At 54.4% G+C, this 15,030-nt stretch carries 10 protein-coding genes and 2 rRNA genes (1 of these 12 running past the window's edge); 5 read left to right on the top strand and 7 right to left on the bottom strand.

Features of this window, described 5'->3' with window-relative positions:
• Both ACZ5EH_RS20925 and rrf read left to right on the top strand, forming a co-directional pair.
• A 23S ribosomal RNA gene (locus tag ACZ5EH_RS20925) occupies positions 1 to 2,528 on the top strand; it begins 403 nt to the left of the window's first position.
• A gap of 53 nt (positions 2,529 to 2,581) precedes the next feature.
• Positions 2,582 to 2,696, top strand: a 5S ribosomal RNA gene (gene rrf, locus ACZ5EH_RS20920).
• Positions 2,697 to 2,921: 225 nt separating this feature from the next.
• On the opposite strand, the gene ACZ5EH_RS20915 is transcribed toward rrf, so the two are convergent.
• From ACZ5EH_RS20915 to ACZ5EH_RS20905, 3 genes are all read right to left on the bottom strand, one after another.
• Complete coding sequence (locus tag ACZ5EH_RS20915; RefSeq protein WP_464275798.1) at positions 2,922 to 3,122, bottom strand: hypothetical protein; 201 nt, start codon at positions 3,120 to 3,122, stop codon at positions 2,922 to 2,924.
• 294 nt (positions 3,123 to 3,416) lie between these two features.
• Entirely contained in the window at positions 3,417 to 4,433 is a 1,017-nt protein-coding gene (locus tag ACZ5EH_RS20910; RefSeq protein ID WP_464275797.1) for a calcium/sodium antiporter, read from the bottom strand.
• 91 nt (positions 4,434 to 4,524) lie between these two features.
• Positions 4,525 to 5,982, bottom strand: coding sequence for an IS1182 family transposase (locus ACZ5EH_RS20905; protein WP_464274022.1), 1,458 nt, complete (start codon positions 5,980 to 5,982; stop codon positions 4,525 to 4,527).
• Positions 5,983 to 6,098: 116 nt separating this feature from the next.
• On the opposite strand from ACZ5EH_RS20905, the gene ACZ5EH_RS20900 reads away from it, so the two are divergent.
• The 3 genes from ACZ5EH_RS20900 (at position 6,099) to traI (ending at position 10,448) form a co-directional block, all read left to right on the top strand.
• On the top strand, positions 6,099 to 7,688 hold the full coding sequence (locus tag ACZ5EH_RS20900) for a sigma-54 interaction domain-containing protein (RefSeq protein WP_464275796.1): 1,590 nt from the start codon (positions 6,099 to 6,101) through the stop codon (positions 7,686 to 7,688).
• 794 nt (positions 7,689 to 8,482) lie between these two features.
• Positions 8,483 to 8,800 carry a plasmid mobilization protein gene (locus ACZ5EH_RS20895; RefSeq protein ID WP_464275795.1) on the top strand — a complete coding sequence of 106 codons (318 nt, stop codon included), beginning with the start codon at positions 8,483 to 8,485 and terminating at the stop codon, positions 8,798 to 8,800.
• 1 nt (position 8,801) lies between these two features.
• Positions 8,802 to 10,448 carry a TraI/MobA(P) family conjugative relaxase gene (gene traI / locus ACZ5EH_RS20890; protein ID WP_464275794.1) on the top strand — a complete coding sequence of 549 codons (1,647 nt, stop codon included), beginning with the start codon at positions 8,802 to 8,804 and terminating at the stop codon, positions 10,446 to 10,448.
• A gap of 302 nt (positions 10,449 to 10,750) precedes the next feature.
• Here the strand turns inward: traI and ACZ5EH_RS20885 are convergent, their stop codons facing one another.
• The 4 genes from ACZ5EH_RS20885 to ACZ5EH_RS20870 all read right to left on the bottom strand — a co-directional run bounded on the left by ACZ5EH_RS20885 (position 10,751) and on the right by ACZ5EH_RS20870 (position 14,679).
• Positions 10,751 to 11,587: an oxidoreductase gene (locus ACZ5EH_RS20885; RefSeq protein WP_464275793.1), complete on the bottom strand. Its 837-nt coding sequence runs from the start codon at positions 11,585 to 11,587 to the stop codon at positions 10,751 to 10,753.
• Between the two features lie 271 nt (positions 11,588 to 11,858).
• On the bottom strand, positions 11,859 to 12,689 hold the full coding sequence (locus ACZ5EH_RS20880) for an oxidoreductase (protein ID WP_464275792.1): 831 nt from the start codon (positions 12,687 to 12,689) through the stop codon (positions 11,859 to 11,861).
• 166 nt (positions 12,690 to 12,855) lie between these two features.
• The gene (locus ACZ5EH_RS20875) at positions 12,856 to 13,848 is read right to left on the bottom strand and encodes a DUF362 domain-containing protein (RefSeq protein WP_464275791.1); all 993 of its coding nucleotides are present in this window, start codon (positions 13,846 to 13,848) and stop codon (positions 12,856 to 12,858) included.
• Between the two features lie 441 nt (positions 13,849 to 14,289).
• A complete protein-coding gene (locus ACZ5EH_RS20870) occupies positions 14,290 to 14,679 on the bottom strand; it encodes an NADPH-dependent FMN reductase family protein (protein WP_464275790.1) in 390 nt (129 codons plus the stop codon).
• Positions 14,680 to 15,030 lie beyond the last annotated feature (351 nt).

Below are 15,030 nucleotides of genomic sequence, written 5' to 3'. Positions count from 1 at the left end.
GGTTCCTGAGTACCGCGGGACACGTGGAACCCCGTGGGAATCTGGGTGGACCATCATCCAAGGCTAAATACTCACCAGCGACCGATAGCGAACTAGTACCGTGAGGGAAAGGTGAAAAGAACCCCTGATAGGGGAGTGAAATAGAACCTGAAACCAATTGCTTACAAGCAGTGGGAGCGGAGTTTGCTCCGTGACCGCGTGCCTTTTGCATAATGAGTCAGCGAGTTAATCTTACGTGCAAGGTTAAGCGTAAGCGTAGCCGTAGGGAAACCGAGTCTGAATAGGGCGACATAGTACGTGGGATTAGACCCGAAACCCGGTGATCTATCCATGGGCAGGTTGAAGCTCAGGTGAAACTGAGTGGAGGACCGAACCAGTGAAGGTTGAAAACTTCTTGGATGACCTGTGGATAGGGGTGAAAGGCCAATCAAACCGGGTGATAGCTGGTTCTCCCCGAAATATATTGAGGTATAGCCTCGTGTGATGACTGACGGAGGTAGAGCACTGAAAGGGCTAGGGGCCCCACCAGGTTACCAAACCCTATCAAACTCCGAATGCCGTCAGTTTAACACGGGAGTCAGACTCTGGGTGCGAAGGTCCAGGGTCGAAAGGGAAACAGCCCAGACCGACAGCTAAGGTCTCTAAATCCATGCTCAGTGGGAAAGGAAGTGGGATTGTTCAGACAGCCAGGAGGTTGGCTTAGAAGCAGCCATCCTTTAAAGAAAGCGTAATAGCTCACTGGTCTAATGATCCTGCGCCGAAAATGTAACGGGGCTAAGCATGGTACCGAAGCTTCGGGTGACCACATTGTGGTCGCGGTAGGGGAGCGTTCTCCAATGGGATGAAGGTGGATCGGAAGGTCTGCTGGACTACGGAGAAGTGATTATGCTGACATGAGTAACGATAAAACGAGTGAGAAACTCGTTCGCCGTAAGCCCAAGGTTTCCTGGGTAAAGTTAATCTTCCCAGGGTTAGTCGGCCCCTAAGGTGAGGCAGAAATGCGTAACTGATGGGAAACAGGTTAATATTCCTGTACCTGTATATGGGCGCGATGCGGGGACGCGGAAGGGTAGGTCAGCCGGCTGTTGGAATAGCCGGTGCAAGCATGTAGGCTTAGGGGTAGGCAAATCCGCCCCTTCTAAATGTCGAGATGCGATGCCGTGGCCAAAAGGCCTGAAGTGATTGAGCCCACGCCGCCTAGAAAAGCCGCTAAGTATACCATATACAGACCGTACCGCAAACCGACACAGGTGGGCGGGGAGAGTATCCCAAGGCGCTTGAGAGAACTCTAGCTAAGGAACTCGGCAAAATTACCCCGTAACTTCGGGATAAGGGGTGCTCCTTAGGGTGATGGAATTTACTTCCTAAGCTCCAGGGAGCCGCAGAGAAATGGCGGTGGCGACTGTTTACTAAAAACATAGGACTCTGCTAAGTCGCAAGACGACGTATAGGGTCTGACGCCTGCCCGGTGCCGGAAGGTTAAGGGGAGAGGTTAGCGTATGCGAAGCTTTGAACCGAAGCCCCGGTAAACGGCGGCCGTAACTATAACGGTCCTAAGGTAGCGAAATTCCTTGTCGGGTAAGTTCCGACCTGCACGAATGGCGTAACGATCTCCGCGCTGTCTCAGCTAGAGACTCAGTGAAATTGAATTGGCGGTGAAAATGCCGTCTACCCGCGGAAAGACGGAAAGACCCTGTGCACCTTTACTACAGCTTGACATTGAGCTTTGGGTAAGCATGTGTAGGATAGGTGGGAGGCTGTGAAACGGGCACGCTAGTGTTCGCGGAGCCACCCTTGAAATACCACCCTTGCTTGCTTAAGGCTCTAATCCAACGCCGTTATCCGGCTTGGAGACAGTGTCTGGTGGGTAGTTTGACTGGGGCGGTCGCCTCCCAAAAAGTAACGGAGGCATGCAAAGGTTCCCTCAGGCTGATTGGAAACCAGCCGTTGAGTGCAAAGGCATAAGGGAGCTTGACTGTGAGAGAGACATCTCGAGCAGGAACGAAAGTTGGTCTTAGTGATCCGGTGGTCCCGTATGGAAGGGCCATCGCTCATTGGATAAAAGGTACGCCGGGGATAACAGGCTGATCGCATCCAAGAGTTCACATCGACGATGCGGTTTGGCACCTCGATGTCGGCTCATCACATCCTGGGGCTGAAGCAGGTCCCAAGGGTTCGGCTGTTCGCCGATTAAAGTGGTACGCGAGCTGGGTTTAAAACGTCGTGAGACAGTTTGGTCCCTATCTTCCGTGGGCGCAGGAGACTTGAGAGGGGTTGCCCCTAGTACGAGAGGACCGGGGTGAACGATCCGCTGGTGGACCTGTTGTCCTGCCAAGGGCATAGCAGGGTAGCCACGATCGGAAAGGATAACCGCTGAAAGCATCTAAGCGGGAAGCCTGCCTCAAGATAAGGTCTCCCTCTCTTCGGAGCTGAAGATCCCATGTAGACTACATGGTTGATAGGCCGGGTGTGTAAGCGCAGCAATGTGTTGAGCAAACCGGTACTAATAGATCGTGCGTCTTGCCTATCTCATTATAAAAACCTCCCCCCTCTTTCTTCCTATATTTCCGGACAAATTTGTCCTGGTGACCATGGAGGAGGGGGTACACCCGTTCCCATTCCGAACACGGCAGTTAAGCCCTCCATCGCCGATGATACTGCAGAGTAGTTTGTGGGAAAGTAGGCCGTTGCCAGGGCACCCTTTACAACGAAAGCCCGTCAGCTCAAACTGACGGGCTTTTGGCGTTTCTGGACCCACCACATCCACACCACACACAAAAAAACCGGAAAGTTTCCTTTCCGGCGGCTTCTTTTTACGTTTGGTTCCTCACAAGGAATGATTCCCTATTGGGAGCGAGGTCCATACATCCTTCTGTGTTCATTGTTGAACTGCCAAGGCATTGGGGTTTCCAGCTCAATATTTACACCGTTGCCAAGGTCCAGACGTAATGATCCCGGGGGTTGAGGCGCTTCGATCCATCTGCCTCCTTGATGATAAAAGTAGAGTGGCCGCCCTGGGTCATAATAAATGTTATGGTCCGGCCAGTACCTGTATTCATGTTTTTGTCTGTAGCCATGGGCTGGAGCATGTGGTGGTGGGCCTTGTTGCGTGCCTGGACCATATTGCTCCATCTGCTCTTGTCTGTATCCCTGATCAGGTCTGTATCTTTCCTGCATATGGCCGCGACCCTGACCTTGCATGTGTCCTGGCCCACCTCTCATGTGTCTTTGTTGCCCAGGAGGTACGCCATCCGGGGGTGATGCTGCCGCCAAGACCGGAAATGACAAGGTAGCTAAAAGAACTCCAGTAAAGATCGTTCTGAAAAAATTGTACATAAGCCCTCCTATACCCTTTAGGTTAACCATTCTGAGGGTATTTTTGAAGGATGCGCTTACGGGGATATTGTGGGGAGGAATCAGATTACTTTTGTGATTAGATAACCAGTGTAAGCCAAGTAGCAGAAAATAAGGGCAATGCCTTCCATACGGTTAATGCGCCCCTGGCCTCGAATTCCAAAACCGATAGCGAATATGGAAAGGGTCAAAGCAGCCATGACAGGAATATCCCTGATAAAGACTTCGGGGGAGGCTTCCATGGGATGAATGGCGCCGGCTATACCTACCACTGCCAGGGTATTGAACATATTTGAGCCGATGACATTGCCCAGCGCGATGTCGTGTTCGCCTTTTCGCGCTGCTATGACTGACGAGGCCAATTCAGGAAGTGATGTGCCAATGGCGACCACTGTGAGGCCGATAAGCAAATCGCTTACTCCGAAGCCATGAGCGACTTCCACCGCCCCCCATACGAGAACGCGTGAACTGGTGATGAGCAGGATCAGGCCGGCAAAAAGCATAAGAAGGGCGCGGCCAAGGGGCTTTGCATTGACTGTGAGTTCCTGCTCCATTTCGTTGCCGAATGCATCGCTTCGTTGTCGTAGCCCCTGGAATATGGTCCAGCCCATGATTACGACGAAAAGCAGCAATAAGATGATCGCGTCAAGGCGAGAAACCGTATTGTCACTCAATTGCCAGGCGGCAATTGCGGTCACGCCGAGCAAAAGGGGCAGTTCTTTGCGCAGCACCCTGGAGCCCACTGCGATGGGGCTTATGCAGGCCGTGACGCCCAGAATGAGGGCTATGTTTGTTATGTTGGACCCGTAGGCATTGCCCAAAGCTATGCCCGGATTCCCTTCTATTGCTGAAATAGCTGAAACAACCATTTCAGGAGCAGACGTTCCAAAGCCCACCACTACCATGCCGATGAGCAAGGGGGGCATGCCGAAATGGCGGGCCGTGCAGGCGGATCCTTCTACAAAAAGATCAGCGCTCCATACCAGGAGCGCCAGACCAGCTATCAGTGCGATGGAAGGGAGTATCATGGCGCGCAGTTTATCTACTCTGCGCCCCATGTCCAGTGGAGACAGGCGCATGAAAAAAGGCCGGGTAAATAAGCCCGGCCCAGCTCATTGACAAACCCCGCTTTTTGCAAAGTGGGGTTTGTTTTTATGAACCGATTTCTTTTCAGGCCGCTGCCAGCTGGGATGTTGGCTCGATCGGCCCCAATCGAACGAGACAGAGAGACTGAGGAAGAAAGTACAGGCATTTGGGCTGCAAATATTTGTATGACAGCCCCAAAGGGGCCAGCAGCAAGGCCATTTTCTTCATGTTTTGACATGTGGCGGAAAGCAGGCTTTGAACCTGGACCTTAGCCAGGCCGCAGAACCGAGCATAGCGATGCCCGTGCAGTTGTTTGGCGTCGGCAAAGCTGCGCTCTACGGTCTCTTTCCGGCGAGCATAGATTCTTTTTCCGAATTCCGTGAGCCGGTGCGCATCCACCGTATCCACGTATTCCCGCCACACATGGCGTGTCACTGTTTTCTTGCAATTCCGGTTTGTTGTGCACTCTTTCAGTAACGGACAGCGGCGGCAAACCTTTGGTAACGAGTCATAGAGACGATATCCTTCGCGGTTGGTGGTGGAGTAGTGAAGCTCCTGGCCTTCGGGGCAAAGATAGCAGTCCTTGTCCGGCAGGTATTCAAAGGCGCGTTTGGGGAGCATCCCTTTGCGACGAGTGGGACGACGATAGCCAATGACACCATAAATATGCTTTTCTTCCAGCGTCTTGCAAATGTGTGAGGTGAAATATCCTGCATCGAGGCCGACGTGCTTCACAGCAAAGCCGAAGCGGTTGATTTGTCGGTCCAGCCGATCGAGATAGGGCATGCTGTCATGCACCGAGGCCGGAGTTACGTAACTGTCGGTGATAATGTTGTGTCGGCTGTCCACAGTGCGATGATCCAAGTAAAAGAAGCCCTTAGGCTTGCCCTCGCGTACCATGTACCCGCTGTCCGGATCGGTTGTGCTCTGCTTGATCCGCTTGGACCCCGCTTCGCGGTTGTCCTGCTTCAGCGGTTTCTTTCCATGCCTGCGCCTGTCTTCCTCCACGGCGTCTTCAAGTTCGCCCAAGTATGACTTCGTGCTTTGGGCAACGAGCTTTTCCGTAAATTTATGCTTGTTGGCGTTGGCTTTCAGGTGGGTGGAATCGGTGTAAAGCGTGTGTCCGCCGACAAGCCTCTTTTTCATGGCCTGGAACACTATACCGTCAAAAATGTCCTGGGCAACGCTGGTGTCGTTAAATCTGCGCCGCCGGTTTTGGCTGATGGTGCTGGCATCGGGCACTTTGTCCTGCAATCCCAGGCCAAGGAACCAGCGATAGGCAACATTGACCTGGATTTCCTTGACAAGCTGACGCTCGCTGCGGATGCCAAACAGATAGCCGATGAATAGCATTTTGAAGAGCACCACCGGTTCAATGGCCGGACGGCCATTGCCCTCGCAATACAAATCCTTGGTGAGCTCATGAATAAAGGAGAAATCAATAACCTTGGCAATTTTGCGAAGCAGATGATTCATGGGGACAAGTTCGTTGATCGAAACAAACTCCATTTTCACCTGCTGATTTTTGGGCGGCTTTAGCATGAAGATAGTATAAGAAAACCCTCGCCGATTGGCGAGGGTTTGTCAGCATTCTGAATGGCGTTTATCTGTACACTCGCGGCGACGACCTGGGGGCCGGACGCAGACCCAGCACGCCCTTGCGTGGCCTTGTCAGCGGCGAACCCATCGAAGGCACCACGTCCATGGGCATTTGCCTGGTGGAGCAACAGGCTACCTGCGTCCTGGGCTGTGAACACTATAATCCATACTTCGACAGCTGGTCCTGCGCGGCCGCGCCGATATTCGATTATGAAAACAAGCTGGCGGGCACCCTGTCCATGACCATGGCGCGCGACAACTTCAACCACCATGGCTTCGGCCTGGTCATTGCCGCGGCAAAGGCCGTGACCGAGCAGATGCGCCTGCGCCATCTCCTTCAGGAGACGCAGACAATCATGGAGATCCTGGGCGAGGCGGTTGTTGTGTTGGACGCCAACAACCACGTCAGGATGATAAATCGCTACGCCAAGCAGTTGTTTCATGTACAGGATGATGCGATCGGCCGGGATTTCACCGCGCTGGCCGAAACGATCAGCGGGGAATGCTTCCTGCAGTCCGGCAACAGGGTCAAAGACAACGAATGCTCCATGCGTCTGGCCGACGGTTCCTTTCTGCAATGCGTGTATTCTTCGTCACCGATTCCGGAAGGGGGGCTGTGCGTAACGCTTCGGGAGAGCCGGCGCGTGCACAAGCTGACGAACCGCATCACCAGGGCCAAGGCCGTCTACACCTTCCAGGACATTATCGGCAGCTCAAAAAGCATGCGCACGGCGTTGCAACTGGCGCACAAGGCCAGTGAAAACGCCATGACCACCTTGATCCTGGGCCAAAGCGGGGTGGGCAAGGAGCTGTTCGCGCAAGCCATCCACAACGCCAGCGACAGACGCGACCAGCCGTTCATCGTCATCAACTGCGGGGCCATCCCCCGCGATCTGGTGCAAAGCGAGCTCTTCGGCTACGAAGGCGGCGCGTTCACCGGCGCCTCACGCCACGGAGCTCCCGGCAAGCGTTCGCGCCAGGTGGACGTCCGCGTCGTGGCGGCTACACACCGCGATCTGGCCAGGAGGGTGGCGGAAGGGACCTTCCGGCATGACCTGTATTACAGGCTCAACGTGCTGGCCATCCCTATTCCATCCTTGCGTGAGCGTCGTGACGACATCCAGCAACTCGCCTATTTTTTCCTGGAAAAAATGGCGCATACACTGAACAAACCGTTGAAAGGCTTTACCCCTGAAGCATTGCACTGCCTGGAGGCCTGGGACTGGCCGGGAAACATCCGCGAGCTGGAGAACCTGGTCGAGCGGGCTGCTGTCGTCGCTGATGGTCCATTCATTGGAAAAGCGGACCTGCCGTCGGAGTTCTGGTCGCCGGTGTCCTCGGCTGCGTCGGGACGTGACACGCCCTCGATGCCACAGACGGCAGCGCCCGGTACGCTGGATGCCGGGGACCAGAACGTCGCAGAGGATGCAGAGGCGCACGGACTGCGAGAGCAGGGGGACCCGCAGGAACTGCGGGAACTGGGGGAACAGCCCAGCCAGGAAAAGCAGCGCATAATGGAAGCGTTGCAGACTGCAAACGGCAATGTCCGGGCGGCAGCCAAGGAGCTCGGCGTATCACGCGTGACGTTGTATGCGCATATCAAACGTCACGGCCTTTCTCTGGAGCCCTTCAGACAGCTCAAATCGTAGGGAGACAACAATTATAACAGGAAGATCATTTTGAAAAGAACATTCCCTTCAAGGTGGCGAAGATTGGGAAATGACTTTACTTTACCATGCAGGAACGCAATTGTATTTGGATCAACAATTGTTGTGAATACTAAACCAGATATAAATTTTCAGCAGCTTTTAAGCGATATCGTGGCCAACTCTGCTCTATCCATTATACCAATTCATCGGCTTAAGGGATGCAGGTAACTTTTCCATATCTTTAGCACTAATTTGAGTCATGTTGCGGCTGCAAGTTGCAACTTATCACAAACGACATCGGCCTAATTGGCATCTTTGCCCGCTAGCCACTCAACGCTTACATCATAATTTCAAAAGAAATGCCGAATTCTTCAGCAGAATCCTTACGCCGCCTAGCTCGACCAAGGACCAGCCGGACGCATCAAAGTCGAAGCGAGCACCAACTATCAATAAGGGTACACAGAAATAAATTTGTAAATATGGATATATTATAACATTATGTGTATGTTAGACTGCTTACCCGTGGTATACTACACTCACTTTTGAGGGGCAGGACAAGGGAAGTGTACCCACCTTCGGCGGCTCCATTCCCGTCCTGCCCTGCGGGGCTGCTTATTCGCGTTCCGCTCAACGCAGATTCAAGAGGGTTGGCTCCATAGAAGAATTCCCATGCAGGTCGGGAGTTGGTAGATGAAGATTTCCCCTTAGCTCGCTTTCCCTGCTTGATCCAGACGCAAGCAGACCATTTCCAATCCACGCAGGCCGGCGCGCCTCCAACGAAAAAAGGAGGCCCCATGCCCAGCAAAAAGCTCATTCTCAGGTCCTATCTTACCCCAGAAGAATTTGGCGAAATCCAGGCATCGGCCGCCAAGGCCGGATTATCGCTCTCGACGTTCTGTAAGCGCGTTTGTCTTGGCTACACCGTGCCCAGCCTGGAACACCAGGAAGCCCGGCTGGAGCTTCGCCGTCTCAAAGGCGATCTTGGACGCTTGGGCGGTCTCCTCAAGCAGGCGCTGGCGAACGGGGCCGACCGACTGACCATCCACAAGCTCCTGCATGAACTGGACGCTCGGCAGCGAGAAGTGCAGGCAGCCGTGGGGCGGATACGGTAGCATGATCAGCAAGCGCGTGTTCATCGGAGCAGCCAATGACAATTACGGCCGCTTGGCCCGCTACATCGCTGCTACCGATCATTCCGGAGAAAAGAGCCTCCTGAGTTGGTGTGAGGGGATGCTTGGCGGGAACGATTACACTGAAGGCGTCGCCGAAGTCAGGGACGTGCAGGAACGAAATACCCGTGTGGCCAACAAGACCTATCACATGGTCATCAGCTTCCGTCCAGAAGACGAGGCAAGGCTGACTCCAGAGGTATTCAAAGCTATTGAGGCACGCTTCGCTTCCGCTCTCGGGTACGCCGATCACCAGCGCCATTGCGGCGTCCATAAGAACACAGCCAACCTGCACATGCACGTTGCCTACAATATGATCCATCCGGAGAAATACACTTGCCACAAGGAGTTTCGTGATTTCTGGACCCGCGACAAAGTCTGCCGGGCACTGGAGCGTGAATTCGGCCTGGCTGTCGACCAGGGGATTGAGCGCAGTTCCATCGACCGACCACGCATCAATGAAAAGGCGAGGACCGTGGAGGCCCATACCGGTCAGCAGTCCTTTGCATCCTACGCCCAAAGCCATAGAGAGGCAGTCTTGTCTTCACTGGAGGCAGCGTCAGCCTGGCAAGATTTGCATGCGGCCCTGGCCGCGCATGGCATGGAGATCAAGCCCCACGGCAACGGCCTAGCCATCAAAGACCGGCACGGCAAGCGTGCAGCCCACGCCATGAAGGCCAGCGCCCTGGACAGGAGCCTGTCCAGGCAAAAGCTGACAGCTCGCCTCGGCCCATACCAGCCGCCGCAACACCTCGACCGTATCCGGGAACTGTCACGCTATACGGCCGCGCCCCTGCATCGGTCGCCTGAGCGCGGCCAACTTTTTGTCGAATATCGGGCCGGAATCGAAGCCCGCAAGACAGCGCTACAAAGCGTCAAGGAACAGGAAAGCGCCGCCCTTGCCGCCATCCGAGCCGAATGGGCAATCAAGCGCCGAGAACTGGAACGCAAGAACATCGCCAAAAAGAACCTGCGCAGACTGTTGCAACTGGCCCGCAAGCATGAAGTGGAAGCCCTTGCCAAGGCCCGGTTGTCTTTTCAGGAACCACGCAAAGCCGTGCGTCAAGAGATTCCGTTTACTTCCTGGAACGGCTTCCTGCAGTACAAGGCGGAACAGGGAAACGAAATTGCCCTGGCCGTGCTACGCTCCGTCACCCATATTGTGGCGCCGGAGCAGGAAGCCGCAAGTTGGGCACAACGCGGAGCGGAACAGGTTTCTGCCAAGGCCATGATGCGGGCTGAGCACGCGGCCAGGGAACGGGAAGTCCTTGAACTGAACGGCGTCAGCGGTAAAGGGAAAAGCCGCCTTCAGGCCGTCCTGCGCATGGAACAGGTTTTTCAGGAGAGCAGGGTTGATACTTCCGACATTCGGCACCATGTTGATCGCAAGGGAGCCGTGGTGTTCACCCTTCAGGATGAAGCCAGCATACGGGACACTGGAAGGGACGTTTTTTTTTCAGCTCGAAGCGAGGCCGCAAGGAAAGCCGCCTTGCTCTATGCGCAAAAGAAATGGGGGAAGCACATTCGGCTGGAGGCAAACCGGATTGTCCGACATGAGATGTCGAACCGAGCGCCGGAGATAGAACGGTAGGCGACTATTTGCCAACAATCCTATCCGCCGTGGCGTCAATAAGCTCACTGGGTCGGTCATTAAGGGCGGCGACCATCTCAATTCCATTTGCAGGCTTGGCCGTTTCTTGCCGCTTTCAGGCGGTATGAAGGAATACACCACATCAACGCCAGGGCTTAGTTGCTCTTGGAATGATGTATGGAAATTTATTGTCCAGCTATAGGTACCCATCATTCTAGGACATAATTGTTACTCGAAAAAGCAGCGGGATGCGGGGAGTATGCCTCACCCGCCCCGCTGTCTCTTTTTGCTGCCTACTTCGGTCATGACACTTTCGGGAAATCGGCGCTGAGGGTCACTTTTTCCCAAGTATCGAATTCCGATGCCATCTCAGCCAGGTGTTCGCGCGCCATCTTTAAGCCCGGTGCGCCGAGGATGAGATGTAAAGGCGGCTCCTCGCTGTCAGCCGCGGCTAATATTGCTTCGCCTGCCCTGCGCGGATCGCCGGGTTGTTGCCCATCGGTTGCTGCAAGCTGTTTGATCCGTTTATGAACGGTGTCGTCATAGGCGACAATCTGATGATGAGAAGTTTGCAGCGAAGGTCCCTGCCATTCAGTGCGAAATGGGCCGGGCAAGACGGCCGTCACCTTGACACCAAGGGGGGCCATCTCCTTAGACAACGCCTCAGAAATACCGATAACAGCGAACTTTGTGGCGGCATAGAAGCCTGAACCGGGATTGCCAATAAGGCCTCCGACAGAGGAAATATTGAATATATGTCCTGAACGCCTTTCGCGCATTTCAGGCAATACCCCGCGGGTCAAAGCGATGAGGCCAAACAGGTTCGTCTCGAACAGCTGCCGGTACGCCACTTCCTCGGCTTCTTCGATTGCGGAGATGTATCCGTAGCCCGCATTGTTGACGAGCACATCGATCGGCCCGAAGGCTTCTCGCGCGGCATCGACCGCGGCCGTGATGTCTTCAGGCTGCGTGACATCTAACTTTATTGCGCGCGCGTTTTCGTGTCCGGAGACGAGATCAGAAAGACTCTCCGGTCGACGAGCGGTGGCAATCACATTCTCATGATGCTCGATCAATACCTCCGCCAAAGCTCGACCAAGTCCCTTTGAGCATCCGGTAATAAGCCAATTACGAGACATTGTTACAACCTCCTCTTTCATTTTGATCCAGCCAGGATTAGTTCGCCGGTCGCCAACGGCTTCCGGCCAGCGTGCCTCCTGGCGGAATAGGATAACGGTCCGCATCGGCGAATCGAATGCGCTCCGACGCGAAACCGAAGCCGCCAAGCTCCAGCCGCTTTTAGGATCATGACCTTCGCGTGCCAAACGCTCCTATGCCGGGGAGCGTCCGAGGGGCATACAACAACATGTCACCCGGCGATCATCCGTTTGAATTTTCGCCGGGACGTTTTCAAACGCTGAAATCAGTGCTCACGCTGATGGCTTTCCACGCCTCCAGCTCTGTACGATCCTTTTCGAGCGCGGCACCGACCACCTTGAGGGCATCGCTTCCCAGTAATAACAGATCGGGCGGATCGGACGATTCGACGGCCATGATAATAGCATCGCCAGCACGCGACGGGTCGCCGACTCGATCACCATCGGGCGATTCGTTTTCGATACGGTTGCGTCCGGCGGTTTCGGCATAATCATCAATGGCGTCACGTGACTGCGTCAATGATCGGCCATAGAAGTCAGTCTTGAACTGGCCGGGTTCCACCACAATGACCTTGATACCGAGCGGTTTGGCCTCTTTACGCAGCCCACCGGATATGCCTTCGAGCGCGCATTTTGTCGCTGCGTAATAGCCCGATCCCATGCCGGGATCGCGTGCTGCGATTGAGGAGACGTTGATGATGGTTCCCATACGCCTCGCCCGCATACCAGGCATAACCGCTTTGATCATCGCGATGGGGCCGAAAAAATTAGTGGCGAAGACTTCGTCAATCTCCGTTCGGTCCGCTTCTTCGATGGCGGCTCGAAGGCCGTGCCCGGCATTGTTGACGAGCACATCGATCCCGCCGAATTTGGCTTCGGCCAAGCGTACTGCCTCAGCAATCTGTTCATCGTCCCGCACATCGAGTGCGAGTGCGAGTGCCGTCTTGGGATAAGAGGCGATTATATCCTGAACTTTTGCGGGATTTCTCGCCGTAACGACAGCATTTTCCCCATGCGCCAGCACGGACTGGGCCAATCCCCGACCAAGACCGCTTGAACATCCGGTAATAAGCCATGTGGACATATACGAACTCCTTTATTTTTCAGCTCGATTGTCTGGAGTGTCCAACAACTAAGAAAGAGTTGCCCACAGCCAGTCCTCCTTCGCGGTAGAAAATCCTAGTACGAATATTCCTCTTCTCTACTTCCGCCACCAGATCCCGAGGACATCACCGCCGTAGATAAGGGGGTTATCCGTTGATGCTGATCAGTTGGTACTGCTGTCGACCGACACCCATGGCTTCGGCGTGATCAAGAGTATGTGTGCCGTGTTTTTCCTCGATGCGGGCACGCAGGGAAGCACTTTTCTCCTTGTCAGCAGCATAGATGAGGTCAATACAGGCCTTGTCCAGAGCGACCGGATCAGTAGAAGCCAGGATGCCAATATCGGCCAGTTCTGGCGGAGCGGGATGGCTGTCGCAGTCACAGTCGATGGACAAGTTGTTCATCAGGCTCACGTATACGATCCGCTTGGTGCCCAGCTTGTTGATCACGGACCCAGCCGCCTCGGCCATGGACTCGAGAAACAGATCCTGGTCCGTCTTGAAGCAAAGTCCGAAATCCTCACGGCTTCTCGTTACGCCGGCAGTGTGAATCCACATCTTGCCCTCGCCGGAAGCGATGCCGATGGACATGTTCTTAATGGCCCCGCCGAAGCCGCCCATTGCGTGCCCCTTGAAATGGGACAAAATCAAAAAGGATTCATATCTGGCGAAATGCGAACCAACAAAATTTTCCTTGATGGCTTTACCCGTTGGGAAAGGCAGGCTCAAGGAGCCCTCCTCGTCCATGATGTCTACCGGCGCAATGCCGGCGAAACCGTGATCCTCAAGAGCCGTCATGTGCTCTGCGGTGTTGAAGCGCTTGCCCGGATAGGCGGTGTTGCATTCCACGATGGTGCCGTTCACGGACTGGACCAGATCTTTGATAAGCGCTGGCGCGGGGTAATTATGCCCTCCGGGTTCTCCCGAATGCAGCTTTACCGCCACCTTGCCGGGTAGCTTGCGGCCCTGCATGGCGCCATTGTATGCTTTCATAAGACCTGTTGGACTGATATCCTTAGTAAAGTACACTGGGACAGCAAGCTGTCCCGCAGCCAGTCCTCTGTGTCCTGTGACCGCGATGGAGAAAGCTGCGAGGGTGCTGCTTTTGATGAATTTGCGTCTTGAGATGGAATTGTTCATGATCATTTCTTATGTGCTTTAAGTTGCAGGAAAGATGAAACCCGGCCCTCAAGCGCCCTCTGGAATCATGTTCCAACCAGTCCTCGCAGGGAATGAACGATTCTGGCTTATTCATGCCTGATTCTCCGCAATTATTGTTCGACTCCCTGCCGCAATCAGATGGTGGATAGCCAGAGTTAGGCAATTCGTTGCTCATTGGAGTAGCCTGCACCACGAACTCACGTTTAGGCCGCGCAACCCGGGCAACCTTGTCGCGTGAAGAGACGACGGAATCACCGCGAAGGGCCTTTCCCTCCAGGATTGCCACCCGCCCCAGGGTACCCTGACATATGACGTGGTTTGGCCCAAACCGCTTCCCATATGGGTCATAAACGGGATCATTGTCTTGCCGGAAAAATCGTATTCAAAGAGGAACGGGATGAGCGGAGTGGTGATAGTCCTTCACCAGCACGGCAAGCCGACAAGACCACGTCGTGCCTCCATGCCCTCGACGTTGGTCTTCAGCAGAGGCTTGTAGCCGGATTCTAATTCCCTTTTCGCCTGCACTGTCGTTGGCTTGTATTCGGACGGATACGGATCCACGGTTTCAATGCGGACTATGTCGCCGCCAGCCATTTCCCGAATGTACCCCTCCATGGTGCGGGTGTTGTCGGTCCGTGAATAGTAGACGGGCAACACTCTTTTGCCTTCCAGAGCCGATCCCGCAGCGTATGCCGAGGAATTGCCGAACATGATTGGCCTGGTAATACCGGCCAGCAGACCGGATGTCGCGAACTTGAGCAAATCCCTTCGGGAAAGCTGGAGCCGCCCAGTCTTTTTCTTGCTCGACATTGAGCTACTCCTTGTTTGCTGAATGATAACTCGTCGACAACTATCCGCGCATCGGGCTGCTCGTATTGTCTGGATGCAATGTAGGAAGCATGGGGAAAACCGGGTAGACTGATTCTCCGCAATCATTGCATGATTCTCCGAGAAGGATAGTCAATAAGGATAAAAGGACTCTGAATCATGTCCTTTTGTTCCGAATCGGAAAGGTATAGGCGGAGGGGCATGGATACACCCGAAGACCCGACAGAGGGAAAACAAATTGGGTAAAGAGGGATGTGTCATGGCGCACGCCACCACAATCATGCATACGAGGCACACCAATTTCGACTCGGCCAGCCAGCAGGATGAATGCGT

This window comes from Desulfovibrio biadhensis, from assembly GCF_055388615.1.
Note: the sequence above shows the minus strand (reverse complement) of the source record. Positions and strands in the feature narration are given on the sequence as shown.

Excerpts from the sequence above, each read along its gene's own strand:
- ACZ5EH_RS20915 (WP_464275798.1), bottom strand. The coding sequence starts at position 3,122 with ATGGTCCAGGCACGCAACAAGGCCCACCACCACATGCTCCAGCCCATG.
- ACZ5EH_RS20910 (WP_464275797.1), bottom strand. The coding sequence starts at position 4,433 with ATGCGCCTGTCTCCACTGGACATGGGGCGCAGAGTAGATAAACTGCGC.
- ACZ5EH_RS20905 (WP_464274022.1), bottom strand. The coding sequence starts at position 5,982 with ATGCTAAAGCCGCCCAAAAATCAGCAGGTGAAAATGGAGTTTGTTTCG.
- ACZ5EH_RS20895 (WP_464275795.1), top strand. The coding sequence starts at position 8,483 with ATGCCCAGCAAAAAGCTCATTCTCAGGTCCTATCTTACCCCAGAAGAA.
- traI (WP_464275794.1), top strand. The coding sequence starts at position 8,802 with ATGATCAGCAAGCGCGTGTTCATCGGAGCAGCCAATGACAATTACGGC.
- ACZ5EH_RS20885 (WP_464275793.1), bottom strand. The coding sequence starts at position 11,587 with ATGTCTCGTAATTGGCTTATTACCGGATGCTCAAAGGGACTTGGTCGA.
- ACZ5EH_RS20880 (WP_464275792.1), bottom strand. The coding sequence starts at position 12,689 with ATGTCCACATGGCTTATTACCGGATGTTCAAGCGGTCTTGGTCGGGGA.
- ACZ5EH_RS20875 (WP_464275791.1), bottom strand. The coding sequence starts at position 13,848 with ATGAACAATTCCATCTCAAGACGCAAATTCATCAAAAGCAGCACCCTC.
- ACZ5EH_RS20870 (WP_464275790.1), bottom strand. The coding sequence starts at position 14,679 with ATGTCGAGCAAGAAAAAGACTGGGCGGCTCCAGCTTTCCCGAAGGGAT.